Annotated in this window: 22 protein-coding genes; 2 read left to right on the top strand and 20 right to left on the bottom strand. The window is 69.2% G+C overall.

Annotation, left to right across the window (positions count from 1 at the left end):
* Positions 1-19: 19 nt before the first annotated feature.
* The 13 genes from hfq to AC1HIL_RS16755 all read right to left on the bottom strand — a co-directional run bounded on the left by hfq (position 20) and on the right by AC1HIL_RS16755 (position 13,853).
* Positions 20-265, bottom strand: coding sequence for an RNA chaperone Hfq (gene hfq, locus AC1HIL_RS16815; RefSeq protein WP_056582504.1), 246 nt, complete (start codon positions 263-265; stop codon positions 20-22).
* A gap of 161 nt (positions 266-426) precedes the next feature.
* Positions 427-1,773: a ribosome biogenesis GTPase Der gene (der, locus tag AC1HIL_RS16810; protein ID WP_057594719.1), complete on the bottom strand. Its 1,347-nt coding sequence runs from the start codon at positions 1,771-1,773 to the stop codon at positions 427-429.
* Positions 1,774-1,823: 50 nt separating this feature from the next.
* Positions 1,824-2,966, bottom strand: a complete 1,143-nt coding sequence (bamB, locus tag AC1HIL_RS16805; protein ID WP_479672234.1) for an outer membrane protein assembly factor BamB — start codon at positions 2,964-2,966, stop codon at positions 1,824-1,826.
* Positions 2,967-2,978: 12 nt separating this feature from the next.
* Positions 2,979-3,671: a YfgM family protein gene (locus tag AC1HIL_RS16800; protein WP_057594717.1), complete on the bottom strand. Its 693-nt coding sequence runs from the start codon at positions 3,669-3,671 to the stop codon at positions 2,979-2,981.
* 89 nt (positions 3,672-3,760) lie between these two features.
* Complete coding sequence (gene hisS, locus AC1HIL_RS16795) at positions 3,761-5,098, bottom strand: histidine--tRNA ligase (RefSeq protein ID WP_057594716.1); 1,338 nt, start codon at positions 5,096-5,098, stop codon at positions 3,761-3,763.
* Positions 5,099-5,111: 13 nt separating this feature from the next.
* On the bottom strand, positions 5,112-6,368 hold the full coding sequence (gene ispG, locus AC1HIL_RS16790) for a flavodoxin-dependent (E)-4-hydroxy-3-methylbut-2-enyl-diphosphate synthase (RefSeq protein WP_413764554.1): 1,257 nt from the start codon (positions 6,366-6,368) through the stop codon (positions 5,112-5,114).
* Positions 6,369-6,382: 14 nt separating this feature from the next.
* A complete protein-coding gene (locus AC1HIL_RS16785; protein WP_422097291.1) occupies positions 6,383-7,333 on the bottom strand; it encodes a helix-turn-helix domain-containing protein in 951 nt (316 codons plus the stop codon).
* Positions 7,326-8,177, bottom strand: a complete 852-nt coding sequence (gene pilW, locus AC1HIL_RS16780; RefSeq protein ID WP_261210916.1) for a type IV pilus biogenesis/stability protein PilW — start codon at positions 8,175-8,177, stop codon at positions 7,326-7,328. Before pilW ends, AC1HIL_RS16785 begins: the two co-directional genes overlap by 8 nt.
* A gap of 4 nt (positions 8,178-8,181) precedes the next feature.
* A complete protein-coding gene (gene rlmN / locus AC1HIL_RS16775; protein ID WP_479672233.1) occupies positions 8,182-9,357 on the bottom strand; it encodes a dual-specificity RNA methyltransferase RlmN in 1,176 nt (391 codons plus the stop codon).
* A 21-nt stretch (positions 9,358-9,378) separates the two neighbouring features.
* Positions 9,379-9,804 carry a nucleoside-diphosphate kinase gene (ndk, locus tag AC1HIL_RS16770; RefSeq protein WP_019653122.1) on the bottom strand — a complete coding sequence of 142 codons (426 nt, stop codon included), beginning with the start codon at positions 9,802-9,804 and terminating at the stop codon, positions 9,379-9,381.
* Positions 9,805-9,962: 158 nt separating this feature from the next.
* A complete protein-coding gene (locus AC1HIL_RS16765; protein ID WP_479672232.1) occupies positions 9,963-11,801 on the bottom strand; it encodes a pseudouridine synthase in 1,839 nt (612 codons plus the stop codon).
* Complete coding sequence (gene scpB / locus AC1HIL_RS16760) at positions 11,798-12,691, bottom strand: SMC-Scp complex subunit ScpB (RefSeq protein ID WP_479672231.1); 894 nt, start codon at positions 12,689-12,691, stop codon at positions 11,798-11,800. The genes AC1HIL_RS16765 and scpB overlap by 4 nt, the downstream gene beginning before the upstream one ends.
* 136 nt (positions 12,692-12,827) lie before the next feature.
* On the bottom strand, positions 12,828-13,853 hold the full coding sequence (locus AC1HIL_RS16755) for an RluA family pseudouridine synthase (RefSeq protein ID WP_057597451.1): 1,026 nt from the start codon (positions 13,851-13,853) through the stop codon (positions 12,828-12,830).
* A gap of 14 nt (positions 13,854-13,867) precedes the next feature.
* Between AC1HIL_RS16755 and AC1HIL_RS16750 the strand changes: the two genes are divergently transcribed.
* Positions 13,868-14,671 (top strand): outer membrane protein assembly factor BamD, encoded by an 804-nt coding sequence (locus tag AC1HIL_RS16750; protein WP_057597452.1) that lies wholly within the window; start codon positions 13,868-13,870, stop codon positions 14,669-14,671.
* A gap of 80 nt (positions 14,672-14,751) precedes the next feature.
* Here AC1HIL_RS16750 and AC1HIL_RS16745 read toward each other — a convergent pair whose 3' ends face one another.
* Both AC1HIL_RS16745 and AC1HIL_RS16740 read right to left on the bottom strand, forming a co-directional pair.
* Positions 14,752-16,914 (bottom strand): ATP-dependent DNA helicase, encoded by a 2,163-nt coding sequence (locus AC1HIL_RS16745; protein WP_479672230.1) that lies wholly within the window; start codon positions 16,912-16,914, stop codon positions 14,752-14,754.
* Complete coding sequence (locus tag AC1HIL_RS16740) at positions 16,911-17,114, bottom strand: YdcH family protein (protein ID WP_057597458.1); 204 nt, start codon at positions 17,112-17,114, stop codon at positions 16,911-16,913. Before AC1HIL_RS16740 ends, AC1HIL_RS16745 begins: the two co-directional genes overlap by 4 nt.
* Before the next feature lie 114 nt (positions 17,115-17,228).
* Here AC1HIL_RS16740 and AC1HIL_RS16735 point away from each other — a divergent pair, with 114 nt between their 5' ends.
* Positions 17,229-17,996, top strand: coding sequence for a PP2C family protein-serine/threonine phosphatase (locus tag AC1HIL_RS16735; protein ID WP_261210920.1), 768 nt, complete (start codon positions 17,229-17,231; stop codon positions 17,994-17,996).
* Positions 17,997-18,027: 31 nt separating this feature from the next.
* Here AC1HIL_RS16735 and AC1HIL_RS16730 read toward each other — a convergent pair whose 3' ends face one another.
* The 5 genes from AC1HIL_RS16730 to AC1HIL_RS16710 form a co-directional block, all read right to left on the bottom strand.
* A complete protein-coding gene (locus AC1HIL_RS16730; protein ID WP_479672229.1) occupies positions 18,028-18,693 on the bottom strand; it encodes a hypothetical protein in 666 nt (221 codons plus the stop codon).
* The gene (gene zapE, locus AC1HIL_RS16725) at positions 18,690-19,787 is read right to left on the bottom strand and encodes a cell division protein ZapE (protein WP_057597455.1); all 1,098 of its coding nucleotides are present in this window, start codon (positions 19,785-19,787) and stop codon (positions 18,690-18,692) included. Before zapE ends, AC1HIL_RS16730 begins: the two co-directional genes overlap by 4 nt.
* Positions 19,788-19,860: 73 nt before the next feature.
* Positions 19,861-21,291, bottom strand: a complete 1,431-nt coding sequence (gene lpdA / locus AC1HIL_RS16720; RefSeq protein WP_057597456.1) for a dihydrolipoyl dehydrogenase — start codon at positions 21,289-21,291, stop codon at positions 19,861-19,863.
* 14 nt (positions 21,292-21,305) lie between these two features.
* A complete protein-coding gene (gene odhB / locus AC1HIL_RS16715; protein WP_479672228.1) occupies positions 21,306-22,562 on the bottom strand; it encodes a 2-oxoglutarate dehydrogenase complex dihydrolipoyllysine-residue succinyltransferase in 1,257 nt (418 codons plus the stop codon).
* Positions 22,563-22,700: 138 nt separating this feature from the next.
* Positions 22,701-25,577, bottom strand: coding sequence for a 2-oxoglutarate dehydrogenase E1 component (locus AC1HIL_RS16710; protein WP_057597272.1), 2,877 nt, complete (start codon positions 25,575-25,577; stop codon positions 22,701-22,703).
* Positions 25,578-25,674: the final 97 nt, after the last annotated feature.

Genomic DNA, 25,674 nt, shown 5'->3' with positions numbered 1-25,674 from the left:
CCGCCGCGCTCCGCGCCGATCAGGCTGCGGCGTCGTCGTTCTCGTTGGCCGAGAAGTTGACGGCACGACCCGGCACGATGGTGGAAATGGCGTGCTTGTAGACCATCTGTGTCACCGTGTTGCGAAGCAGCACGACGTACTGGTCGAAAGACTCGATCTGACCCTGCAGCTTGATACCGTTCACCAAATAAATGGAAACCGGCACATGCTCGCGACGCAGTGTGTTCAGAAACGGGTCTTGTAGAAGTTGCCCTTTATTGCTCACGATATTCTCCGTGTTCAAGAGTAGTTGTTGGAAAAGGGACCTTAACACAGGCCTCCCGCGCTGCAGCATTCCGCGCCAAAAGCCTTTGAAAAATAACGGTTCTCAAAAGACGGAACTTCCGCCGCGACGCCCGCTCAACGGCCGCCAACGGCGCCCAAGGCTCACTCGTCCTTGTCGGCGTAGGGATTGTGGGAGCTCTTGAATTCGATCCGCAATGGCGTTCCCACCAGGTCGAATTCCTTGCGGAAGCGCCCTTCTAGAAAGCGCTTGTAGGCATCGGTCACGTGCTCGAGCGAATTGCCGTGGATCACGATCAGCGGCGGATTCATGCCGCCCTGGTGCGCATAGCGCAGCTTGGGCCGGAACATGCCGGTGCGCTTGGGTGTCTGGAATTGCACCGCCTCGAGCAAGAGCCGGGTCAGCACCGGCGTCGACATCTTGCGCGTGGCCGACTTGTGGGCCTGCGCAATGGCCTGCCACAGCGGTCCCAGGCCCTGGCGCTTGATGGCCGAGATGAAATGCAGCGCCGCGAACTTGAGGAACACCAGCCGGGTCTCGATCTGGCGCTGGATCTGCTCGCGCTGGTAGCTGTCGACCGCGTCCCACTTGTTGATGGCGATCACCACCGCGCGGCCGCTCTCGAGGATGTAGCCCGCGATGTGGGCGTCCTGGTCGGTCACGCCCTGGGTGGCGTCGAGCAGCAGCAGCACGACATTGGCCGACTCGATGGCCTGCAGCGTCTTGACCACCGAGAACTTCTCGATCGCCTCGAACACCCTGCCCTTGCGGCGCAAGCCGGCGGTGTCGATCAGCTCGAAGCGCTGGCCGTTGCGCTCGAAGGGCACCGAGATCGCGTCGCGCGTGGTGCCGGGCATGTCGAAGGCGACCAGCCGCTCCTCGCCGAGCCAGGTGTTGATCAGCGTGGACTTGCCGACGTTCGGCCGCCCCGCCACCGCGAGCTTGATCGGCTTGTTGACGTCGTCTTCGCCATCCTCGTCGTCCTCGGGCTCGGGCAGGTTCAGCGATTCGAGCGCCAGCTCGACCAGGCTGCGGATGCCCTGCCCGTGCGCGGCCGAAACGCCGTGCACCTCGCCCAGGCCCAACTCGTAGAAGTCGACCAGCTTGGCGCCGTCGCGCATGCCCTCGGACTTGTTGGCCACCAGGATGCAGGGCTTGCCCAGCCGGCGCAGCTCGTTGGCGATGTCGTGGTCCTGCGCCGACAGCCCCTCGCGGGCATCGACCACGAACACCACGACGTCGGCCTCGGCCACGGCCTGGCGCGTCTGCTTGGCCATCTCCTTGAAGATGCCGCTGCCCGCGTCGGGTTCGAAGCCGCCGGTGTCGATGACGATGAATTCGTGCTTGCCCAGCCGGCCGTTGCCGTAGTGGCGGTCGCGCGTCAGCCCGGCGAAGTCCGCCACGATGGCGTCGCGCGACTGGGTCAGCCGGTTGAACAGCGTGGACTTGCCGACGTTGGGACGGCCCACCAGGGCCATGACGGGTTTCATGGCCGCTCCTTCGCGGATTCGCAATTCATGGCCATGCCCTGCAGCAAAGATCAGTCGGGACGGTAGCCGAAGACACCGCCGTTGGCCGTGACGACGACCACCGTGTTGCCCACGACCACGGGCGTGGCCGCGATGGCCGAGCCATCGGGCGTGGCGCGGTTCAGCAGGCCGCCGTTCTCGCGCGAGACGAACAGCAGCAGGCCGGTGCTCTCGCCGATGACCAGCGAGCGGCCCACGGCCAGCGGCGCGGTCAGCGTGCGGTTCTTGAAGGTGGTGGTCTGCCAGGCGCGTTCGCCGTCGGCACGGCGCCAGGCGGTGACGCTGCCGTCGGCCTCGGTGCCGTAGACGAAACCGTCGTCCCCGCCCAGGCCTTCGGCGCCCGACGCCGGCTTGCTCCAGACCAGCGCGCCGCGCAGCGTGTCGACGCAGCCGACGCTGGCGTAGTAGGCGCGCGCGCAGACGGTGTCGCCCACGCGGCTCACGCTGCCGGTCAGGTCGACCAGGCGCTCGACGTCGTTGGTGCCGCGCGGGGCCGCGATCGGCGATTCCCAGCGCGAGGTGCCGTTGGCCGGATTGATGCCCGCCAGGCGGCCGCCGATGCCGGCCACCAGGGTGTCGCCGACGGCCAGCAGCACGCCCGGCTTCTTGAGCACGAGGTTCTCGCCGGTGCGCTGCTGCGACCAGAGGCGACGGCCGCTCTCGCCGTCCCAGGCACTGAGGTTGCGGTCGGCGGTCTGCACGAAGACGCGGCGACCGGCCACCAGCGGCGCGGTGAAGGCCTGGGCCGTGAGGCGCTGCTTCCAGATCACCTTGCCGCCCTGCAGCGCGACCAGCTCGTTGCCGGTGGTGACCACGGCGGTGATCGAGCCGTCGCTGCCCACGCCCGCCGCCAGCGGCGCGCCGACGCTGGCGCGCCAGGTCTCGCGGCCCGCGCGGGCATCGATGCCGACCACGGTGCCGTCGGCCGCGGCCACGGTCACGATGTCGCCGCTGATGTCGGTGGTGAGCGGGAACTTGACCGCCGGGATCTTCACGCTCCAGGCCTGGCGCACGCCGATCAGCGAGGCATTGGTCGGCAGTTCGGCCGGCTTCGGCTTGGAAGTGCCCGAGCAGGCGGCCAGGACCGCGACCAGGACAAGAGCGGACCCCGCGCGCACGGCGGTCGATTCAGGCATGAAACGCATGAAATTCATGATGGCGGGCGATCAGGATTTGGCAGGAACTGCGGGGGTGACGGTGATGGCGGGCGCCAGGCTCCTGGGGTCGACGCCGACCGCATTGAGCTTGAATTCGACCAGCCGGCGGTATTCGGAGGCGGCGCCGAGGCCGGTCCAGGCCTTGCGGTACTCGGCCTGCGCCTCGTCGCGCTTGCCCTGGGCCAGGTAGATGTCGCCCTTGCGGTCGGCCACCAGCGGCTCGAATTCCTTCGGCACGTTGCCCGAGAGCTGCTTGAGCGCGTCGTCGTAGGACTTCGCGTCGAGCAGTTCGGCCGCGAGGCGCAGCTTGGCGATGGCCTGGTAGCCGGGGTCGGTGGCCTTGTCGGCCACCCAGCCGAGCGCGGCGCGCGAGGCTTCGGCATTGCCCTTGTCGTAGAGCGTCTTGGCAGCCAGCAGGCCGGCCTGCTGCGCATAGGCGGTGCCAGCGAAGCGTTCCTTCATGTCGTTGAACACGCGCTCGATGCGGGCGGCATCGCCCGACTGGGCGCTGCGCTCGACCTCGTCGTACAGCGCCGCCGCCTGGGCCGCCTTGCTGCGCTGGAAGTACTGCCAGCCGTTCCAGGCCACGAAGGCACCGGCGACGAGCAGCACGACCCAGGTGATCAGGGTGCCGTAGGTGTTCCAGAAATGCTTGAGCTGGTCGAGCTGTTCCTGTTCTTCGAGATCGAGATGGGTTGCCATGCGCTGTCAGTGGTTGGAAGGACTCGAGGCCGCGGTGCGCCGGGTGCGCCCGTGTGTTTTCATGATCCGCCTCCGTGAGGCTGAAAGACTCAAGTACGGCCCGATGATTCCCCGGGAGCCGGCGATTGTAGGGTGGCGGCCCAGCCGGCCACGTCCGCGAGCGGGCGGGCCACCTGCGAACCGCTGCCGTCGCGCAAGGATTTCACGGTGACTTCGCCGCGCGCCAGTTCGTCCTCGCCGAAGATCAGCGCATAGCGCGCGCCGCTCGCATCGGCCTTCTTGAACTGCGCCTTCATGCCGCCGCCGCCCGCGTGCTGCACCACGGCCACGCCGGCCGCGCGCAACTGCTCGAGCACCACCATCGCCTGCGGCAGTGCCGCGGCCGCGGGCACGATGGCATAGGCCGCGGGCGCGCTGCCCGGCACCGGCAGGCCGAGTTCCTGGATCAGCAGCAGCAGCCGCTCGATGCCCAGGCCGAAACCCACGGCCGGCGCGGGCTTGCCGCCCATCTGGCCGATCAGGCCGTCGTAGCGGCCGCCGCCGCACACCGTGCCCTGCGAGCCGAGCTGGTCGGTGACCCACTCGAACACGGTGAGGTTGTAGTAGTCCATGCCGCGCACCAGGCGCGGGTTGACGCGGTAGGCCAGGCCCGCGGCATCGAGCACCGCGCGCACCGCGGCGAAGTGCGCGCGCGACTCCTCGCCGAGGAAGTCCATCAGCTGCGGCGCCGCCTCGACCATCGCCTGCATGGCGGGATTCTTGGTGTCGAGGATGCGCAGCGGATTGCTGTGCAGGCGGCGCTGCGCGTCGGCGTCGAGCAGCTCGGCATGCGCCTCGAAGTGGCGGATCAGCGCCTCGCGATGCGCCTGGCGCTCGGCCGGCTGGCCCAGGCTGTTGAGCTCGAGCCGCACGTGCTGGCCCTCGAGCAGCCCGAGCTCGCGCCACAGCGCGCGCACCATGAGGATCAGCTCGGCATCCACGTCCGGCCCCGCGAAGCCCAGCGCCTCGACGTCGAGCTGGTGGAACTGGCGGTAGCGGCCCTTCTGCGGCCGCTCGTGGCGGAACATCGGGCCCAGGGTCCACAGCCGCAGCGGGCCGTTGTAGAGCGCGTTGTGCTCGACCATGGCGCGCACGATGCCGGCCGTGGCCTCGGGGCGCAGCGTGAGCCTGTCGCCGTTCATCGAGTCGGTGAAGGAGTACATCTCCTTCTCGACGATGTCGGTCACCTCGCCGAGGCCGCGCACGAACAGCGCCGTGGGCTCGACCACCGGCGTGACGATGTACTGGTAGCCGTAGCGCGCGAGCAGCGAGCGCACCGTCTGCTCGAACCACGACCACAGGGCCGAGTCGGGCAGGCGGTCGGTGCGCGGCACGCTCGCCGGCAATATGTCGTTCATGCCTTTGACGGCATTGATCTTGTCAGCCATGGGAGAGGAGTGGTCAGGCGACGTCGGCAGCCTGGGGCTGGCCGAAGCGCTTTTCGATGTAGGTTTCGACGAGCTGGTGGAACTCGTTGGCGATATTGTCGCCGCGCAGCGTGAGGGCCTTTTCGCCGTCGATGAAGACCGGCGCGGCGGGCGCCTCGCCGGTGCCGGGCAGGCTGATGCCGATGTCCGCGTGCTTGCTCTCGCCGGGGCCGTTGACGATGCAGCCCATCACGGCCACCTTCATCGTCTCGACGCCCGGGTATTTCTTGCGCCAGACCGGCATCTGCAGGCGCAGGTAGTCGTCGATCTGCTTGGCCAGTTCCTGGAAGGTGGTGCTGGTGGTGCGCCCGCATCCCGGGCAGGCGGTGACGCTCGGCACGAAGATGCGCAGGCCCAGCGACTGCAGGATCTCGGAGGCGATCACCACCTCCTGCGTGCGCGACTCGCCCGGCTGCGGCGTGAGCGACACGCGGATGGTGTCGCCGATGCCTTCCTGCAGCAGGATCGACAGCGCGGTGGCCGAGGCCACCGTGCCCTTGGTGCCCATGCCGGCCTCGGTCAGGCCCAGGTGCAGCGGATAGTCGCAGCGCCGCGCGAGCTCGCGGTAGACCGAGATCAGGTCCTGCACGCCGCTGACCTTGCACGACAGGATGATCTGCTCGCCGGCCATGCCCATGGATTCGGCCAGCCTGGCGGATTCGATGGCCGAGGTGATCAGCGCCTCGTACATGACCTGCCTGGCGTCCCAGGGCTGCGCGCGCTGGCTGTTGGCGTCCATCAGGCTGGCCAGCAGCTCCTGGTCGAGGCTGCCCCAGTTCACGCCGATGCGCACCGGCTTGTTCCAGCGCATGGCCGCGTCGATCATCTGGCCGAACTGCCGGTCCTTCTTGTCGCCCTTGCCCACGTTGCCGGGGTTGATGCGGTACTTGCTCAGCGCCTCGGCGCAGGCCGGGTACTCGGTCAGCAGCCGGTGGCCGTTGTAGTGGAAGTCGCCGACCAGCGGCACGTCGATGCCCATGCGGTCGAGCTGCTCGCGGATGTAGGGCACCTGCGCCGCCGCCTCGGGCGTGTTGACCGTGATGCGGACCATTTCGGAGCCGGCCTGGGCCAGCTCCTTGACCTGGATCGCGGTGCCGATCGCGTCGACGGTGTCGGTGTTGGTCATCGACTGCACGCGCACCGGCGCATCGCCGCCGACCGTGACAACGCGCGGCCCCCAGACCACGCGGGCCTGGCGCGAGCGGCGCGCCTTGGGCGCCGCGGATTCGATCGGCTGGGGTTCGCTCACGATTTCACCTCGAAGCGCGCAACGCCGCCGTTGCGCGTGAAGGGTTTGAGATCGAAGGGCTTGCCAAGCACCTGCACGTCGACGCTCGACGCGCGCCCGACCACCACCGAGAGCGGCAGCGCCCCCGACAGCCCGACCGTCTCGCCGGCCAGCAGGCTGCGCCGCAGCAACTGCTTGCCCGCCGCGTCGGTCACGGTGATCCAGCATTCCTCGCGCGCCACGAAGACCAGCGCCTGGCCGCTCGCCGCGGCGGCGGATGCGGCCGCCGCCGGCGGCGTGGCCGCGGGCGCTGCCGCGACCGGCGCCGCGGGAGCCGGCACGACCGCGGGCGCGGCGGTGCCGACCGCCGCGGCCGGAACCGGCACGTTCTCGGTCGCGACGCCCGGCGTGCCGCCGGTGGCCGCGGGCGGCTCCCCGGCGTTGGGGCCGATTTCGGCCGCGCCGCGCGCCGTGATGCGCGACACCGTGGCACCGATGCGGTCGAACACCGACTGCGGCAGCCAGAAGATCGCGGCCGCGCCGACCAGCAGCAACGCGACCACGGTCAGCAGCGCGCGCGACGGCAGCCCGGCCGAACGGCCGCTGCCCCAGCGCGAGGTGCCCGAGACGATGTGGGTCTTCAAATTGCGGTCGGCCATCGCCACCGCGGCCTTGGGCGCGCCCGGCAGCTTGGCGAGCACCGGCGCCGGATCGACGCGCAGCGCACGGCAGACGCTGCTGGCCAGCGCGCGCGCGAACACCGGGTCGGGCAAGGCGGCGATGTCGTCGGCCTCGAGCGCCAGCAGCTTCTGCGCCGGCACCTTGAGCGCGGCCGCGACCATCTCGATGTGCAGGCCGTGCGCCTCGCGTGCCTCGCGCAGCATGGTGCCGGCGGACTTGTCGCTGTTGTCGGCTTCCTCGAGCGGGACCACCGCGGAAGTGCCGAATTCGGAAACCCGTTCAGTCATTGAAATTCCCGCGCTCGAACGCCGAAGCTTCGCGCGACTGCGGGAAGCGGCGCTGCAGCTGCCCGCCCAGCTGCGCGACCGCCTCGCGGTTGTTGAGACTGCGCTCGATCTTGATCCCCAGCCACAGGGTTTCGGCGTTGGCCGAGGGACCGTTGTTGACGCGGCGCACGTAGAACTGCGCGCGCGACCATTCCCCGCGCTTCGCGAGCAGCGAGGCGAGGTTGAAGCCGACCACCGGATTGCCGGCATCGATCTCGTAGGCCGCCTGCAGCGAGCGCTCGGCCTCGACGGGCTGGCCCGCGCGCATCTCGCACAGGCCCTGCGTCATCAGCGTCTTGGCGCGTTCGGCATAGGCCGGCGTGGCCAGCGCCTCGGTGAATTGCTGGGCCGCGTCGCGGTAGCGGTTCTGCTGGCACAGCAGCCAGCCGTAGTTGTGGCGCGTGTTGCCGTCGCGCGGATTGAGCGCCAGCGCGCGGCGGAAGCTGTCCTCGGCCAGGCCGGCGTCTTCCATGCGCATGTAGACCAGCCCGCGCAACGCGAAGGCATCGGCGTAGTTGGGATCGGCGTTGAGCGCCTGCTTGATCTCGTCGAGCGCCACGGTGTTCTGGCCATGCTCGAAATAGCCGGCCGCGAGCTCCATGCGCAGGCGGGCGCGACGGCGCGCATTCGACTCGTCCGACTCGGTGACGAGCTGGGCGCCCGAGGGCGAACTGGCCGAATCGAGGCTGGTGGTCGTGGTGCGGGTGTTCACGCACCCCGAGAGCAGCAGCGCCGCGATGCCCGCGACACTGGCGGCCAGCACGCGTTGCAGCCCGGCGCTCGCCGTCGGAAAAGCCATGCTCATCGGTTCAATGCTCCTGGGAGGCGGTGGAGGCGGTCTTGCGGACCGGATGCAACACGACCGTTCGCTCCGTCCCCGGGGCGGACGACGCCAGGCGGCGCTGCGCCATGCGCTCGGCCGCGCGGGTGCGGTCCTTGACGTCGCCGGCCAGCTGGCCGCAGGCGGCGTCGATGTCGTCGCCGCGCGTCTTGCGCACCGTGGTCACCAGGCCGGCTTCGCTCAGCATCTTCGCGAAGGCCAGCACGCGCGGCTGCGGCGAGCGCAGCAGGCCCGAGGCCGGGAACGGGTTGAACGGGATCAGGTTGAACTTGCACGACACGCCGTGCGTGCGCACCAGCTCGATGAGCTGGCGCGCATGTTCGGGCTGGTCGTTGACGCCGTCGAGCATGCAGTACTCGAAGGTGATGAAGTCGCGCGGCGCGTGCGCGAGGTAGCGCTTGCAGGCCTCGAGCAGCTCGGCGATCGGGTACTTGCGGTTCAGCGGCACCAGGTCGTCGCGCAGCGGATCGTTGGGCGCGTGCAGCGAGACGGCGAGCGCCACCGGGCAGTCGGCGCCCAGGCGGTCGATCATCGGCACCACGCCCGAGGTCGAGACCGTGACGCGGCGGCGCGAGAGGCCGTAGCCGTTGTCGTCGAGCATGGTGCGCAGCGCGGGCACCAGCGCCGAATAGTTCTGCAGCGGCTCGCCCATGCCCATCATCACCACGTTGGAGATGACGCGCTCGTCGCGCTTCAGGTGCTTGCGCAGGAAGTGCTCGGCGAACCACAGCTGGGCGACGATCTCGCCCGTGCTCAGGTTGCGGCTGAAGCCCTGGTGGCCGGTCGAGCAGAAGCGGCAGCCGACCGCGCAGCCGGCCTGGGACGACACGCACAGCGTGCCGCGGTCGTCCTCGGGAATGAAGACGGCTTCGACGGCATTGCCGTCACCGACGTCGAACAGCCACTTGATCGTGCCGTCCTTGGATTCGTGCTGGGTGATGACCGGCAGCGCCTCGACGCGCGCGGTGGTCGCGAGCTTCTCGCGCAGCGACTTGGCCAGATCGGTCATCTGGGAGAAGTCGCTGGCGCCACGCTGGTGGATCCAGCGGAACAGCTGCGTGGCGCGGAATTTCTTCTCGCCGAGTTTTTCGCAGAACGCAGCCAACCCCTCGAGATCGAAATCGAGCAGGTTGGCCGTGGTCATGGATTCGGTCGAGATACGGCTTCAGCGTGCGTAGACGTTGAGGCCGGCGAAGAAGAACGCCACTTCGTTGGCGGCGGTTTCGGGAGCGTCCGAACCGTGCACGGCGTTGGCGTCGATGCTGTCGGCGAAGTCGGCGCGGATGGTGCCGGCGGCGGCCTTCTTCGGGTCGGTGGCGCCCATCAGGTCACGGTTCTTGGCGATCGCGTTCTCGCCTTCGAGCACTTGCACGAACACCGGGCCCGAGATCATGAACTCGACCAGGTCCTTGAAGAAGGGACGCTCCTTGTGCACGGCGTAGAACTGCTCGGCTTCGTTGCGCGAGAGGTGGACCAGCTTGGCGGCCACGATCTTCAGGCCGGCGGCCTCGAAGCGGGAAACGATCTTGCCGATGACGTTCTTGGCGACGGCGTCGGGCTTGATGATGGAGAGGGTACGTTCGATAGCCATGGAAGTGCTTTCTGAGCTTGCTTGATTCTGAAGTTTTTTGTCACAACTGCAACGATATTGTTGCGCCGTATCCCGACAAAGCCCGCGATTTTAACCGGCGGGATTCACCACCTTGGTGAAAACCCCGCGAAAGGCCGCGCGGGCGCGGCTGTTTTTGTTCAGCGTCCGCGGCGCCGGCCACCGCCGCCGCCCTGCCCGCCGAAACCACCGCCGCCGCCCCCGCCGCCGCGGCGGCCGGAACCGCCCTGGCGTTGTTCCTTGCGCTGCCGCGTGAAGCTGTCGGCGCCGATGTAGCCGAGCGAGGTCTTCATCGGATCGGGCTGGTTGGCGCCGCTCGGCGGACGGTCGTCGCCGCCCTGCCGGTTGCGGTTGCCGCCGTTGTTGTTGCGCCGGCCCTGCTGTTGCTGCGGCGGACCGCCGTTGCCGCCGCCCGGGCCGCGGTTGTTGCGCGGGCCGCGCGGCGCTCGCGCCTCGCCCATCGGGCTCGGGATCGGACCGTCGTCGCGCGCCTGGGCACCGCCACCGTTGCGGCCGCCGCGGCGCTTCTTGTTGCGCCCGTTGCGACCACCGCCGCCGTCCTGGCCCTGGCCGCGTTGCTGCTGCGGGCCCGGCCGCGCGGGCGCGCCGCCCGAGGCCTGGAACAGCGCGCGGATGTCGCGCTCGTCGAGCTCCATCCAGGCGCCGCGCTTGAGGCCGCGCGGCAGCACCATCGCGCCGTAGCGGATGCGGATCAGCCGGCTGACCGCATGGCCCACCGACTCGAACAGCCGGCGCACCTCGCGGTTGCGGCCTTCGGAGATGGTGACGCGGTACCAGCAGTTGGAGCCTTCGCCGCCGCCGTCCTCGACGGTGCCGAACTGCGCCATGCCATCGTCGAGGCGCACGCCATCGAGCAGCTTCTGGCGTTCCTCGGCGCTGAGCGCGCCGAGCACGCGCACCGCGTACTCGCGCTCCAGGCCGAAGCGCGGATGCATCAGCTGGTTGGCCAGGTCGCCCGAACTGCTGAACAGCAGCAGGCCTTCGGTGTTCAGGTCGAGCCGGCCGACCGACTGCCACTTGCCCTGGTGCAGGCGCGGCAGCTTGCGGAACACGGTCGGGCGGTTCTGCGGGTCGTCGTGCGTGACGACCTCGCCCACGGGCTTGTGATAGGCGATCACGCGCGGCGGCGGCGGCGCGATCCGGTAGCGGATCGGCTTGCCGTTGATCTTGACCTGGTCGCCGTACTGGATGCGCTGGCCGATGTGGGCCGGTTCGTTGTTGACCGAGATGCGGCCCTGCAGGATCAGTTGCTCCATCTCCAGGCGCGAGCCGAGCCCGGCCTGCGCGAGCACCTTGTGCAGCTTGGGCGAATCGGCCTCGGGCAGCAGCACGCGCTTGAGCGGCGGCACCTCGGGGCTGTCCTCGTCGGCGTCGAACTGGCCCGAGATCACGTCGGCGAAGCGGATCGGCTCGGGCGGCGGCGCGTTGCGCTGCTCGCGCTCGGCGGCGCGGCGGGCGCGATCGAGGTCGTCCTCCTCGTCGTCGGGGTCTTCCTCGTCTTCTTCGTCGTCGGAGCGGTCGTCCGAGTCTTCCTCGTCGCGCGACTGGGCACGCGCCGGTTCGGCAGGCGCGGGCTCGGGCGCGGGCTCGGGTTCCGGCGCCGGCGCCACGACGGGCTCGGGTGCCGCTTCGAGCGCGGGCGGCTCGGATTCGGCCGCGGGCGCCTCGGCCACGGCCTTCGGCTTGCGCGGACGCTTCGGCTTGGCGGGCTTGGGCGGCTCCTCGGCGCTCTCGGCGGCCGCCACGGGCGCTTCAGGCTCGGCCACGGCCGGCGCCTCGGTGGCCTCCACGGCCTCCTTCTTGCGCCGCGGACGCCGCTTCGGTGCCGCGCCCTCCTCCGCCGTCGCTACGGTTTTCGCAGCATCACCCGCGGACTGGCCGGTCGTTTCCGGCGTGTTTTCATTGGACAAGGGGTCGATCGGCAGGATCGCCGCTTCGTCGGGATCGGATGAGCTCATGAGGTCTTTCCGGGGAGGACTGCGTCAGGATCGGTCGCGTCCGGCGGCGGAGCGTCGGGATCGATGCGGGGTTCTTCGGTGGGTTCGGTATCGGCGGGAGCCTGGGCTTCCGTGGGGGCTGGCGGTTCGGCGTCCTCGCCTCGTTCGTCGAGGGGGACGGCATCGCCCGGCTCGGGAGCCATGCCGGGCGACGCTTCGTCCGCGACCGCCTGCCGGACTTCGGGCTGTTGTTCTTCTGCCGGGGTGGTGGGCACAGTCTGCGCCTCTTCCACCGCCACGGCAACCGCGGCGTCGTCGGCGGCCGGCTCGTCGATCGGCAGCGCCGGCTGGTCGCCGCCGCCCGCGCGCTCGAGCGAGTCGACCAGCGCCGCCTGCTGCGCCGGCGTCTCGATCACCGGGAGCTGGTCCAGCGAGGCCAGGCCGAGGTCGTCGAGGAACTGGCGCGTGGTCGCGTACAGCGCCGGGCGGCCCACCGTCTCGCGGTGGCCGATCACCTCGACCCAGTTGCGGTCCTCGAGCTGCTTGAGGATCAGCGAGTTGATGGTGACGCCGCGGATGTCTTCCATGTCGCCGCGCGTGACCGGCTGGCGGTAGGCAATGATGGCCAGGGTCTCGAGCGCCGCGCGGGTGTAGCGCGGCGGTTTCTCGGGGTGCAGGCGGTCGAGGTGGTCGCGCATCTCGGGCCGGCTCTGGAAGCGCCAGCCACTGCCCACGCTGACCAGCTCGAGGCCGCGTTGCGTCCAGTCTTCCTGCAGCTCGAGGAGCAGCGACTTGATCGTGTCCACGCCCAGTTCGTCGTCGAACAGCACGCGCAATTCGCGCACCGGCAGCGGCTGGCTCGAACAGATCAAGGCGGTTTCGAGAATGCGCTTGGCATCCGCCGTATTCATGGTTCGCGTTGTCCGGGAAAAGGCGCCTTGGGGGACGCTTTTTTTGTTCAGAAGGATGGAAGGAGGCGTTGCCGGCACGCGGCGAGTGCAACGCGGGGCCGGCACCAAGCGGCCGGCGCGGCGGCCCTGGAGGCCGTCAGGCGCGATTGTAGTCCAGCCCCCAGGCCCGCAAGGCCTCGGCGAGATCGGCCGGCACGGGCGAATGCAGCGCGATCGGGGCCTGCGTGACCGGATGGACGAAGGCCAGCCGGAACGCGTGCAGCGCCTGCCGCGCGAGGCCCGCGGCGGGCGTGCCGCCATAGAGCGTGTCGCCCACCAGCGGATGGCCGATCGACGCCATGTGCACGCGGATCTGGTGCGTGCGGCCGGTCTCGAGGGTGCAGCGCACCACGCAGCCGCGCTCCTCGCTGTCCAGGCGCTCGATCAGGGTGCGGGCGGTCTTGCCGGCGTGCTGCTGCAGGTCGACCACCGCCATGCGCAGCCGGTTGCGCGGGTCGCGGCCGATGGCCGCGTCGACCTGGCGCGCGGCCGGGCCGGTCCAGGGCTTGTGGCCCAGCGCCAGGTACTGGCGCTTGACCTCGCGCGCGGCGATCAGCGCCACCAGCGCGTCCATGGCGGCGCGGGTGCGCGCGACCATCATCAGCCCGCTGGTGTCGCGGTCGAGGCGGTGCACGATGCCCGCGCGCGGCAGCAGCAGCGCCTTGGGATCGAGCGCGAGCAGGCCATTGAGCAGCGTGCCGCTCCAGTGGCCCGGGGCGGGATGCACCACCAGGCCGGCCGGCTTGTCGATCACGCGCAGGTGCTCGTCCTCGTAGACGGTGACGATCTCCATCGGCTCGGGCCGGAAGGCCTGGCTCTGCGGCGTGGGGCGCAGTTCGATGCGCCCCGCCTGCCCGGCCCGCACGGCCGCCGAGGCCTTGGTGGCGGCACGGCCCTGCAGCTCGACGGCGCCGGCTTCGATGAGCTGCTGCAGGTAGCTGCGCGAGAACTCGGGAACCAACGCGGCCAGCGCGCGATCCAGCCGCAGTCCGTGCTGCGCGGGGTCGACGACGAAATCCCGCCACTCGCTGGCTTCGGACGGATCGGCGCCCTCGTCGAGCTCGGCCGCCTCCGGGGAGTTGTCGCGGGGGTCGGTCGATATAATTGAGGGCAACTGTTTCACGAAAGCCGCATGTGATGATTCGCGCCAAATTATCGGTCCCAGCCTGGATGGCGCTCAGCGCCCTCGCGCTGCTCGCCGGCTGTTCGAGCACCAAGGACGACAAGACCGCGACCTGGAGCCCCAACCGGATCTACGCGGAAGCCAAGGACGAAGCCGGTTCCGGCGCCTACGACAAGGCCGTGCCGCTGTACGAGAAGCTCGAGGGCCGCGCCGCCGGCACGCCGCTGGCGCAGCAGGCCCAGCTCGAGAAGGCCTACGCCCAGTACAAGGGCGGCGACAAGGCCGCCGCGGTCTCCACCATCGACCGCTTCCTGAAACTGCACCCCGCCAGCCCCGCGCTCGACTACGCGCTGTACCTCAAGGGCGTGATCAACTTCAACGACGACCTCGGCATGTTCGCGTTCCTCACGCGCCAGGACCTGTCGGAGCGCGACCAGAAGGCGGCCAAGGAGTCGTTCGAATCGTTCAAGGAGCTGGTCACCCGCTTCCCCGAGTCGCGCTACACGCCCGATGCGCGCCAGCGCATGAACTACATCGTGAACTCGCTCGCCCAGTACGAGGTTCACGTGGCGCGCTACTACTACTCGCGCGGCGCCTACCTGGCGGCCATCAACCGCGCCCAGAGCGCGATCGCCGACTACCGTGAAGTGCCCGCCGTCGAGGAAGCGCTCTACATCATCGTGCGCTCGTACGACGCGCTCGGCATGAACGACCTGCGCGACGACGCGCAGCGCGTGCTGACCTCCAACTACCCGCAGAGCACCTACCTGACCCAGGGCTTCAAGACCAAGGACGATCCCTGGTGGAAGATGTGGTGATCGCAACGGCCAGCCATCTCGGCTGACCCCGCATCCAAGCCCGATGGCGCGAGCCCTCGGGCTTTTTCATTGCGCGCGCGTCAGTCCTGCACCGGCACGCTCAGGTCCGCGATCGCCGCGTCGAGATCGGCCTCGGTCTCGAGCCGCCGCATCGGCGGCAGCGCACCGAGCAGGCGCCGGCCATAGCCCATCGCGACCAGGCGCGTGTCGCAGATCACCAGCACGCCGCTGTCGGTCTCGCGCCGGATCAACCGCCCCGCCCCCTGCTTGAGCGCCACCGCGGCCTCGGGCAGCGAGTAGTCGCCGAACGAGCTGCGGCCCTGCGCCTCGAGCCGCTGCGAGCGTGCCTCGACCAGCGGATCGTTGGGTGGCGGGAACGGCAGCTTGTCGATCACCACCAGTTGCAAGGCATCGCCGGGGGCGTCGAAACCCTCCCAGAACGAGGCCGAGGCCACCAGCACGCAGCCGGGGCGACCCATCGTGTCGCCCTCGCGGAAGCGGTCCATCAGCACCCGCTTGGGCAGTTCGCCCTGCACCAGCACCTCGGGCCGCCGCTCGATGCCCAGGCGCTCGATCTGCTGGCGGATCTCGTCGCCCACGGTGCGCAGCGCGCGCAGCGTGGTGGTCAGCACCAGCGTGCGGCCGCCGAGCGCGCCGGCGCCGCGCGCGGCCAGTTGCGCCACGCGCAGGCTGTGCGAGGGCTCGTTGGGCTTGGGGAAGGCGCGCGGCACGTAGAGCGCGGCCTGCGCGGCGTAGTCGAAGGGGCTGCGCACGCGCAGCACCTCCGCGTCCTCGAGGCCGCAAGGTTCGGTGAACCAGCGCAGCGTGGGATCGTCGCCCAGCGTGGCGGAGGTGAAGACCCAGGCGCGGCGGCGGCGCTCGGCGGCCGCTGGCTCGGGCTCGTGCGCGCGCGACGGCTCCTCGTCGTCGTCATCGCCGCCGCCCTGCGCATCGAGCCAGGCGTCGTAGTCGTCGACGGCCTCGCGAGCGCCGGGCGCCGGCGCCTCGTCGTCGCGCGGCTTGGCGATCTTGAGCACGCGCGTGCGCATGGCCTCCGCGATGTCGAGCGGCGACTCCACCAGCCGCAGCTGCGTGCCCACGTCGACCCAGCGCACCGACTCCGGCGCGCAGGCGCGCGCGAACTTGGCGGCGCGCTTCGCGAGCTCGCGCGCGCGCTCGAGCAGCCGCACGAAATCGGGCGACAGCTCGCTCACGGTGTCGAGCCCTTCGGCCGCTTCCTCGAAGGCGATCTGCAGCGTGTCGAGCGCGCCCTGCCATTCGTGCTCGCCGATGCCCTCGGGCGAAGGCCCGGCCCAGCGCAGCTTCGCGCCCGGCCACTGCTTGCCCACCGCCAGCCGCAGCTCGCGCGCCGCGCGCTCGAGCCCGGCCACGATGCCTTGCCAGTCGACCAGGCCGCGCGCATGCGTGAGGCCGGCCGCGAGCACGTCGCGCGCGAAGTCGAGTGCCTGCCCGGTGCCGAGGTTGGTGCCGAGGAACTGCACGCCGGTCTCGTTGAGCTGGTGCGCCTCGTCGAACACCACCACGCTGACGCTCGGCAGCAGCTCGGCCATGCCGCTCTCGCGCACCGCGAGGTCGGCGAAGAACAGGTGATGGTTGATGACCACCACGTCGGCCGCCAGCGCCTCGCGCCGCGCGAGGTTGACGTGGCAGGGCTTGAACTGCGGGCACTGCGCGCCCAGGCAGTTCTCGCGCGTGGAACTCACCAGCGGGATCAGCGGCGAGCGCTCGTCGAGCCCCGGCAGTTCGGCCAGGTCGCCGGTGCGCGTGGCCTTGGACCATTGCTCGATCTTCGCCAGCGTGCGCAGGCTGCCGCGCTCGGGCAGCGAGGCATCGTGGCGCGCCATGTCGAGGCGGTGCAGGCAGAGGTAGCTGCCGCGGCCCTTGAGCAGCGCGGTGCGCACCGGCAGGCCCAGCGCCTCCACCAGCCGCGGCAGATCGCGGCCGAACAGCTGGTCCTGCAGCGCCTTGGTGGCGGTCGAGAGCAGCACGCGCTCGCCGCTCAGCAGCGCGGGCACCAGGTACGAGAAGGTCTTGCCGACGCCGGTGCCGGCCTCGACCACCAGCATGCCGCCCTGCTCGATGGTGCGTGCCACGGCCATCGCCATCTCGGTCTGGCCCGAGCGTTCGCGGAACTGCTCGGCCGCGCGCGACAGCACGCCGCCCTCGGAGAAGGCTTCGAGCACCTTCGATGCGAGCGTGTCTTCCAGGCCCACAGCACTCATGCCGGCTCCTTCGGATCGATCGCGTTCTCGAGCCGCACGATCTGGTCGCGCAGCGCGAGGCGGCGCTTCTTGAGGCGGCGCAGCAGCAGCTCGTCCTGCGGCACGACCTCGCTCAGGCCGTCGATGGACGCATCGAGATCCGCATGCTCGATGCGCAGCTCGATCAGCTGGCGGGAAAGGGAGTGGAGATTGGAATCCAACGTGGGAGGAGCGAGCGCATCTTCTGCGCGGCCCGGGCTCGTGTTCATTCGATAATACGTCGTGACACGAACTCCAGAGAAGACAGGCGGCGCTGCATCGGCGCATTCGCGCTCATGACCCAAGGCTTTCGACTCGTTGCCGCCACCGGCCTGCACAAGGGCGACCGCCCCTACCAGCAGGACCAGGTGCTGCTGATCGCGCATCCGCGCACGCCGGGCTGCGTGCTCGCCGTGGTGGCCGACGGCATGGGCGGACGCAGCGGCGGGCGCAAGGCCTCCGACCAGGTGCTGATGACGGCGCGCCAGCTGTTCGCGCGCTACAACCCCGCGCGCGACCAGGCCGAGGCGCTGCTGCGCCAGCTGCTCGAGGACGCGCACACGGTGATCAAGCTCACGGCCGTGTCGAGCGAGCAGGAACCGCACAGCACGCTGGCGGCCTTCCTCATGAACCCGAACGGCGATTGCGCCTGGATCCATGCGGGCGATTCGCGCATCTACCATTTCCACGACGGCCGGCTGATCAAGCGCACGCGCGATCATTCGTACGTGCAGACGCTGATCGACCGCGGCGAGATCACCGAGGCCGAGGCCAACGTGCATCCGCAGGGCAACATCCTGCTCGGCTGCCTGGGCATGCGCTCGACACCACCGCCGATCGCGCCCGACCAGGTGCCGAGGATGCAGCCCGGCGACCTGCTGATGGCCTGCAGCGACGGCCTGTGGCACTACTTCACCCCCGAGGAGCTCGCGAGCGTGCTGCATGCGCAGCCGCCGCGCGATGCGGTAGAGATCCTGGTGGGCGAGGCGCGTCGCCGCGCGCATGGCACCGGCGACAACATCTCGATCGCGGTGCTCAAGCTCGAGCCGCTGCCGGCGGCCTGAGATCCGCGGCCCGCGGGCCGCCGCGCGGCGCTCAGGGCTTCGGCGCGGCCGGTTCGGCCGGCGGCAGCGGCGCGCCACGCGGCTTGGTTCGGCTGGCGTTCTGCCGCTCGCGGCTGGCGCGGTGCTCCTCGGCCTTGCGCTGCTTTTCCTCGTAGCGCTGGACCTGCTCGGGCGCCTCGGCCCGGCGCTGCGCGGCCTTGGCCTGCTCGGCCGCCTGGTTGCTCTGCTTCTGGTCGAACTGGCGCTGGCGCTCGGGCGCCTCGGCGGCCGTCGCGGCACGGCCCTGCGCATGGTCGGCCGCACGCTGTTCGCGCTCGCGCTGGTTCTGCATCGCCTGCTCGCGCTGCTGCGCGGAGTCCTGCGGGCGCTCGGTGGCCTTCTTCTCGTCGAGCTTGCGCAGCTCGGCGGCGCCGCGGCGCTGGCGCTCGATGTCGTTGATCGAGGATTCCTGGCGCTTGATGTGGTCGGTCTCGGTACGACGGCGCGCGCGGCTGTCGCGCAGGCAGTCCTCGACCGCGAACTTGGCGTAGCAGGCCTTGCGTTCGCCCTGGTAGCGCGCCTCTATGGCGGCGCGCTCGGAGGCCAGGCGGCTGCGCTCGGCCTCGAGGTCGGCGGCGCCGGCGGCGGCGTTGGACTGGGCCCAGGCGGGCAGGCCGGCCAGCAGCATCCACAGGGCAAGGACGAGGGTTTTCTTCATGTGAGGCGAGTGTCGACGATGCGGCGTTCCAGCGCGAGGAATTCGGCCGACTGCATCTCGTTGAGCCGCGAGACCGTGCGCGGAAACTCGTGCGCCAGCGGCCCCTCGGTGTACAACGCCTCGGCTGGCACCTCGGCCGACATGATGAGCTTGACGCGGCGGTCGTACAGCACGTCGACCAGCCAGGTGAAGCGGCGCGCCTCCGAGGCCATGCGCACCGGCATGTGCGGCACGTCGGACAGCAGCACGGTGTGGAACTGGCTCGCGATCTCGAGATAGTCGTTCTGCGAGCGTGGCCCGCCGCACAGCGTCTTGAAGTCGAACCAGACAACGCCGCCGGCCTTGCGCCGTGCGCGGATCTCGCGCGACTCGATGTGCAGCACCGGGTTCTCGTCGGCGGTCTCGGCCAGCTTCTCGAAGGCCTTGCGCATCTCCTTCTCGGTCTCGCCGTCGTTCGGCGTGAGATACATGCGCAGCTGCTCCATGGTGCGGCGCCGGTAGTCGGTGCCGTTGTCCACGCTGAGCACCTCGAGCTTCTGGTTCAGCAGCTCGATGGCGGGCAGGATGCGGTCGCGGTGCAGCCCGCCGGGATAGAGGTCGTCGGGCTTGAAATTGGAAGTGGTGACGAAGCCCACGCCGTTCTCGAACAGCGCCACCAGCAGGCGATGCAGGATCATCGCGTCGGTGATGTCGGCGACGTGGAACTCGTCGAAGCAGATCAGCTTGTAGCGCTTCGAGATGCGCAGGCCCAGCTCGTCGAGCGGGTTGACGGTGCCCTGCAGCTCGCGCAGCTCGCGGTGCACCTCGCGCATGAATTCGTGGAAGTGCAGGCGCGTCTTGCGCCGCAGCGGCACGGCATTGAAGAAGAGGTCCATCAGGAAGCTCTTCCCGCGCCCCACCCCACCGTACATGTAGACGCCGCGCGGCAGTTCGGGCCGGTTGATGAGCTTCTTCAGCGCGTTGGAACGCTGCGACTTGTAGGCCGCCCATTCCGTGGCGCAGCGGTCGAGCGCCTCGACGGCCCGCATCTGCGCGGGATCGCTCTTGAACCCGCGCGCCGCGAGTTCCGCTTCGTAAGCCTGTTTGACGCTCAAGGGAGGGGTGCTCAAGGGTTCAATGGCCGCGGGCGGCCCGCGAAGGGCCGCCCGCGGCGTGCTCGCCGCTGGATCAGAAGTTCAGCGTGCGCTTGTCGACCGCGAGCGCGGCTTCCTTGGTGGCTTCCGACAGCGAGGGGTGCGCGTGGCAGATGCGCGCGATGTCCTCGGCGCTGGCCTTGAACTCCATCGCCACCACGGCTTCGGAGATCAATTCGCTGGCCTGCGGGCCGACGATGTGCACGCCCAGGATCTCGTCCGTGGCCGCGTCGGCCAGGAACTTGACCATGCCGGTCGTGTCGCCGAGCGCGCGCGCGCGGCCGTTGGCCAGGAACGGGAAGGTGCCGGCCTTGTAGGCGCGGCCCGAGGCCTTGAGCTGCTGCTCGGTCTGGCCGACCCACGCGATCTCGGGGCTGGTGTAGATCACCCACGGCACGGTGTTGAAGTTGACGTGTCCGTGCTGGCCGGCAATGCGCTCGGCCACGGCAACGCCCTCTTCTTCCGCCTTGTGCGCGAGCATCGGGCCGCGCACCACGTCGCCGATCGCCCACACGTTCGGCAGGCTGGTCTTGCAGTCGTCGTCCACGGCGATGGCGCCGCGCTCGTCGAGCTTCAGGCCCACCGCCTCGGCGTTCAGGCCGATGGTGTTGGGCACGCGGCCGATCGAGACGATCAGCTTGTCGACCTCGAGCGTCTGGGCCTCGCCCTTGGCGTTGGTCCAGGCCACGCTCACGCCGTTCTTGCCCGACTTGATCTCGCCGACCTTCACGCCGAGCTCGATCTTCAGGCCCTGCTTGTCGAAGGCCTTCTTGGCTTCCTTGGCGATCTGCTCGTCGACCGCGCCGAGGAAGGTCGGCAGCGCCTCGAGCACCGTGACTTCCGCGCCGAGGCGGCGCCACACCGAGCCCATCTCGAGGCCGATGACGCCCGAGCCGATCAGGCCCAGCTTCTTCGGCACCGCGCCGATGCGCAGGGCGCCGTCGTTCGAGAGGATGTTCTCCTCGTCGAAGGCCGCGCCGGGCAGCGCACGGGCGTTGGAGCCGGTGGCGACGATGATGTGCTTGCCGGTGATGGTTTCCTCGGCGGCGCCGGCCACCTTGATGTCGTAGCCGGCGTCGCCGGACTTCTCGAACGAACCACGGCCGTGGAAGAAGCTGATCTTGTTCTTCTTGAACAGGTACAGGATGCCGTCGTTGTTCTGCTTCACGACCTGGTCCTTGCGGGCCAGCATCTTGGCGAGGTCGATGCCCAGGCCCTCGACCTTGATGCCGTGGTCGGCGAAGTGGTGGTTCGCCTGCTCGTAGTGCTCCGACGACTGCAGCAGTGCCTTCGAGGGAATGCAGCCGACGTTGGTGCAGGTGCCGCCCGGTGCCGGGCCGCCCTTGCCGTTCTTCCACTCGTCGATGCAGGCGACGTTGAAGCCGAGCTGCGCCGCGCGGATGGCCGCGATGTAGCCGCCGGGGCCGCCGCCGATGACGATGACGTCGAATTGTTTGTTGGCCATCTGGTTATTCCTCCTCAGATGTCGAACAGCAGGCGCGACGGGTCTTCCAGCGCTTCCTTCATGGCGACCAGGCCCAGCACGGCTTCGCGGCCGTCGATGATGCGGTGGTCGTAGCTCATCGCCAGGTAGTTCATCGGGCGGATGACGATCTGGCCGTTCTCGACCACGGCGCGGTCCTTGGTGGCGTGCACGCCGAGGATCGCGGACTGGGGCGGGTTGATGATCGGGGTCGAGAGCATCGAGCCGAAGGTGCCGCCGTTCGAGATCGAGAAGGTGCCGCCGGTCATCTCCTCGATGCCGAGCTTGCCTTCCTGGGCCTTCTTGCCGTACTCGGCGATCTTCTTCTCGATGTCGGCGAAGCTCATCTGGTCGGCATTGCGCAGGATCGGCACCACCAGGCCGCGCGGCGAACCGACGGCGATGCCGATGTCGAAGTAGCCGTGGTACAGGATGTCGTTGCCGTCGACCGAGGCGTTGAGCACCGGGTACTTCTTGAGTGCATGCACCGCGGCCTTGACGAAGAAGCTCATGAAGCCGAGCTTGACGCCGTGTTCCTTGGTGAAGGTGTCCTGGAAGCGCTTGCGCAGGTCCATGACGGGCGCCATGTTGACCTCGTTGAAGGTCGTGAGGATGGCGTTGGTCGACTGCGACTGCAACAGGCGCTCGGCGATGCGCGCGCGCAGGCGGCTCATCGGCACGCGCTGCTCGGGGCGCTCGCCCAGGTCCGGCGCGCTGGTGGGCGCGGCGACCTGCGGCAGCGCGGGCTTGGCGGCCGGCGCGGGGATCGCGGCGGGCGCGGCCTTGGCGGTGGCACCCGAGGCCACGGCGCCGAGCACGTCGCCCTTGGTCACGCGGCCGTCCTTGCCGGTGCCGGCGACGTCGCTGGTCTTGAGGTTGTTGTCGGCCAGCAGCTTGGCGGCCGCGGGCATGGCGACATCGGACTTGGCACCGCCGGTGGCGGCGGCAGCGGCGGCGGGTGCCGGGGCGGCGGCGGCGGGCGCGGCGGCCGGGGCCGCGGCGCTGGCCTTGCCTTCGGTGTCGATCTTCGCGATCAGCTGGTCGGCCACGACGGTGGCGCCGTCGCCTTGCACGATCTCGGCCAGCACGCCGGCGGCGGGCGCCGGCACTTCGAGCACGACCTTGTCGGTTTCGATCTCGATCAGGATTTCATCGACGGCGACGGCTTCGCCGGCCTTCTTCTTCCAGGTGAGCATGGTGGCTTCGGCCACCGATTCGGACAGCTGAGGGACTTTGACTTCGACGATAGACATTTGGAGTTTGCTCCGCTTTGATTTGTGTGTGCCCCTGGGGCCGGATTTCGCCCGGCCCGCCCCTCGTGGGGGATCGGGCGCCGCGGCCAAGCCGCGTGCGCCCGAGCGGGTCGTTCGTGTTGAAAAAAGATCGTTCTATTACTTGGTCAGCACGAAGCCCTTGAGCTTGGCGAAGGCGGCATCGACCAGTGCCTTCTGCTGTTCCTGGTGCAGGTGCGAGTAGCCGACGGCCGGCGAGGCCGAGGCCGCGCGGCCGGCGTAGCCGAGCTTCTGGCCTTCCTGCATGTTCTCGTGGATGTAGTGCTGCACGAAGAACCAGGCGCCCTGGTTCTGCGGTTCGTCCTGGCACCACACCACGTCGACGAGGTTCGGGTACTTCTTGATCTCGGCCGCGAAGGCCTTGTGCGGGAACGGATAGAGCTGCTCGACGCGGATGATCGCCACGTCCTCGTCGCCCTTCTCCTCGCGCTTCTTGGCCAGGTCGTAGTAGACCTTGCCCGAGCAGGCGATCAGGCGCTTGACCTTCTCGGCCTTGAGTGGCTTGCTTTCCGGAATGATGGTCTGGAAGCTGCCCTTGGTGAACTCGGCCAGCGGCGAGGTCGCGTCCTTGTTGCGCAGCAGCGACTTGGGCGTGAGGATGATCAGCGGCTTGCGCAGGTTGCGCACCATCTGGCGACGCAGCACGTGGAAGATCTGGCTGGCCGTGGTCGGCTGCACCACCTGCATGTTGGTGTCGGCGCTCAGCTGCATGAAGCGCTCGAGGCGCGCCGAGCTGTGCTCGGGGCCCTGGCCTTCGTAGCCGTGCGGCAGCATCATCGTGAGGCCGTTGACGCGGCCCCACTTGACTTCGCCCGAGGCGATGAACTGGTCGATCACGACCTGCGCGCCGTTCACGAAGTCGCCGAACTGGGCTTCCCAGATCACCAGCGTGTTCGGATCGTTCGAGGCGTAGCCGTATTCGAACGCGAGCACCGCCTCTTCCGACAGGATCGAGTCGATCACGACGAACGGGGCCTGGTTGTCGGCCACGTTCGACAGCGGCGTGTAGGTGCCTTCGTCGAACTTCTCGCGGTTCTGGTCGTGCAGCACGGCGTGGCGGTGCGTGAACGTGCCGCGGCCCGAGTCCTCGCCCGACAGGCGCACCGGGTAGCCGCTGGCCACCAGCGAGGCGAAGGCCATGTGCTCGCCCATGCCCCAGTCGACGTTGACGTCGCCGCGGCCCATGGCGGCGCGGTCGTCGAGCACCTTCTTGACGAGCGGGTGCACCGTGAAGCCTTGCGGCACGGTGGTGATCTTCTCGGCCAGGCGCTTCCACTCGGAGGTGGGGATCGCGGTGTCGCCGGCGTCGGTCCACTTCTTGTTGAGGTACGGGCTCCAGTCGACGGCGTACTTGCTCTTGAAGTTGGTCAGCACCGGGTCGACGGTGTTCTTGCCTTCGTCGAAGGCGGCGCGCTGCGCCTTGACCATGTCGTCGCCGAGCGTGTCGCCCAGGCCCTGAGCGGCCAGCTTGTCGGCGTACAGCTTGCGCGTGCCGGGATGCTGGGCGATCTTCTTGTACATCAGCGGCTGGGTCAGCGAGGGGGTGTCCTGCTCGTTGTGGCCCAGCTTGCGGAAGCAGATGATGTCCACGACCACGTCCTTCTGGAATTCCATGCGGAAGTCCAGCGCGATCTGGGTGGCCAGCACCACGGCTTCGGGATCGTCGCCGTTCACGTGCAGCACCGGCGCCTCGATCATCTTGACGATGTCCGAGCAGTACAGCGTCGAGCGGCTGTCGCGCGGGTCGCTGGTGGTGAAGCCGATCTGGTTGTTGATGACGATGTGCACCGTGCCGCCCGTGAAGTAGCCACGGGTCTCGGCCAGCGCCAGCGTTTCCATCACGACGCCCTGGCCCGCGAAGGCCGCGTCGCCGTGCACCAGCACGGGCAGCACCTGCTTGCCTTGCGGGTCGGCGCGGCGGTCCATGCGCGCGCGCACCGAGCCTTCGACCACGGGATTCACGATCTCGAGGTGCGAGGGGTTGAACGCGAGGCTCAGGTGGACCGGGCCGCCGGGAGTGGTCACGTCCGAGCTGAAGCCCTGGTGGTACTTGACGTCGCCGCTGGGCAGGTCTTCGGGCGCGGTGTGGTCGAACTCGGCGAACAGGTCGGCCGGCATCTTGCCGAGCGAGTTGACCAGCACGTTGAGGCGGCCGCGGTGGGCCATGCCGATCACGATTTCCTGCACGCCCTTGGCGCCGGCCTGGTTGATCAGCTCGTCCATCGAGACGATGAAGCTCTCGCCGCCTTCGAGCGAGAAGCGCTTCTGGCCGACGTACTTGGTGTGCAGGAAGCGCTCGAGGCCCTCGGCCGCGGTCAGGCGGTTGAGCACGTGCTTCTTCTGCTCGGCGCTGAGCTTGGGATTGGTGCGGGCGCTCTCGAGCCGCTGCTGCCACCAGCGCTTGTGGTTCTGGTCGGTGGTGTACATGTACTCGGCACCCATGGTGCCGCAGTACGTTTCGCGCAGTGCGTTGAGCAGGTCGCGCAAGGACATGGTGTCCTTGCCGAAGAAGGTGTTGCTGGTGTTGAACACCGTCTCGAGGTCGGCGTCGGTGAAGCCGTAGAACGAGGGCTCGAGCTCGGGAATGGCGGGACGCTCGGCGCGCTTGAGCGGATCGAGGTCGGCCCAGCGGGCGCCGACGTTGCGGTAGGCGGCGATCAGCTGCTGGACGGCGGTGCGCTTGCGGCCGAGTTCGGAGTCGGCGCCGCTGGCCTGCACGACCTTGGTCGTGCCCTGCTTCGCCAATTCGGCAAAAGCGTTGATGACCGGCTGGTGCGGAACGTCGCGGGTGTTGGTGCCGTCGGCGGCGGGGACGTGCTGCAGCGCGTCGAAGTAGGTGCGCCAGTTGTCGGGCACGCTGCCGGGGTTGGCGAGGTAGTTTTCGTACATCTCCTCGACATAGGGCGCGTTGCCGCCGAAGAGGTAGGTGTTGCCTTGGTAGGCGGCATACACCGATGGAGTCGATGAATCGCTCATATTGCGCTGACCTTCGCTTCCCTGTGGGAAGCACGAGCTGGTTTAAGAAACCTTCCGCGACACGGCTGAACCGATTGGCGGATGCGACTGTGGCTGG

This window comes from Variovorax sp. ISS6, assembly GCF_056523145.1.
The sequence above is the reverse complement of the archived record's forward strand: the minus strand, read 5'-3'. Positions and strand labels throughout refer to the sequence as shown.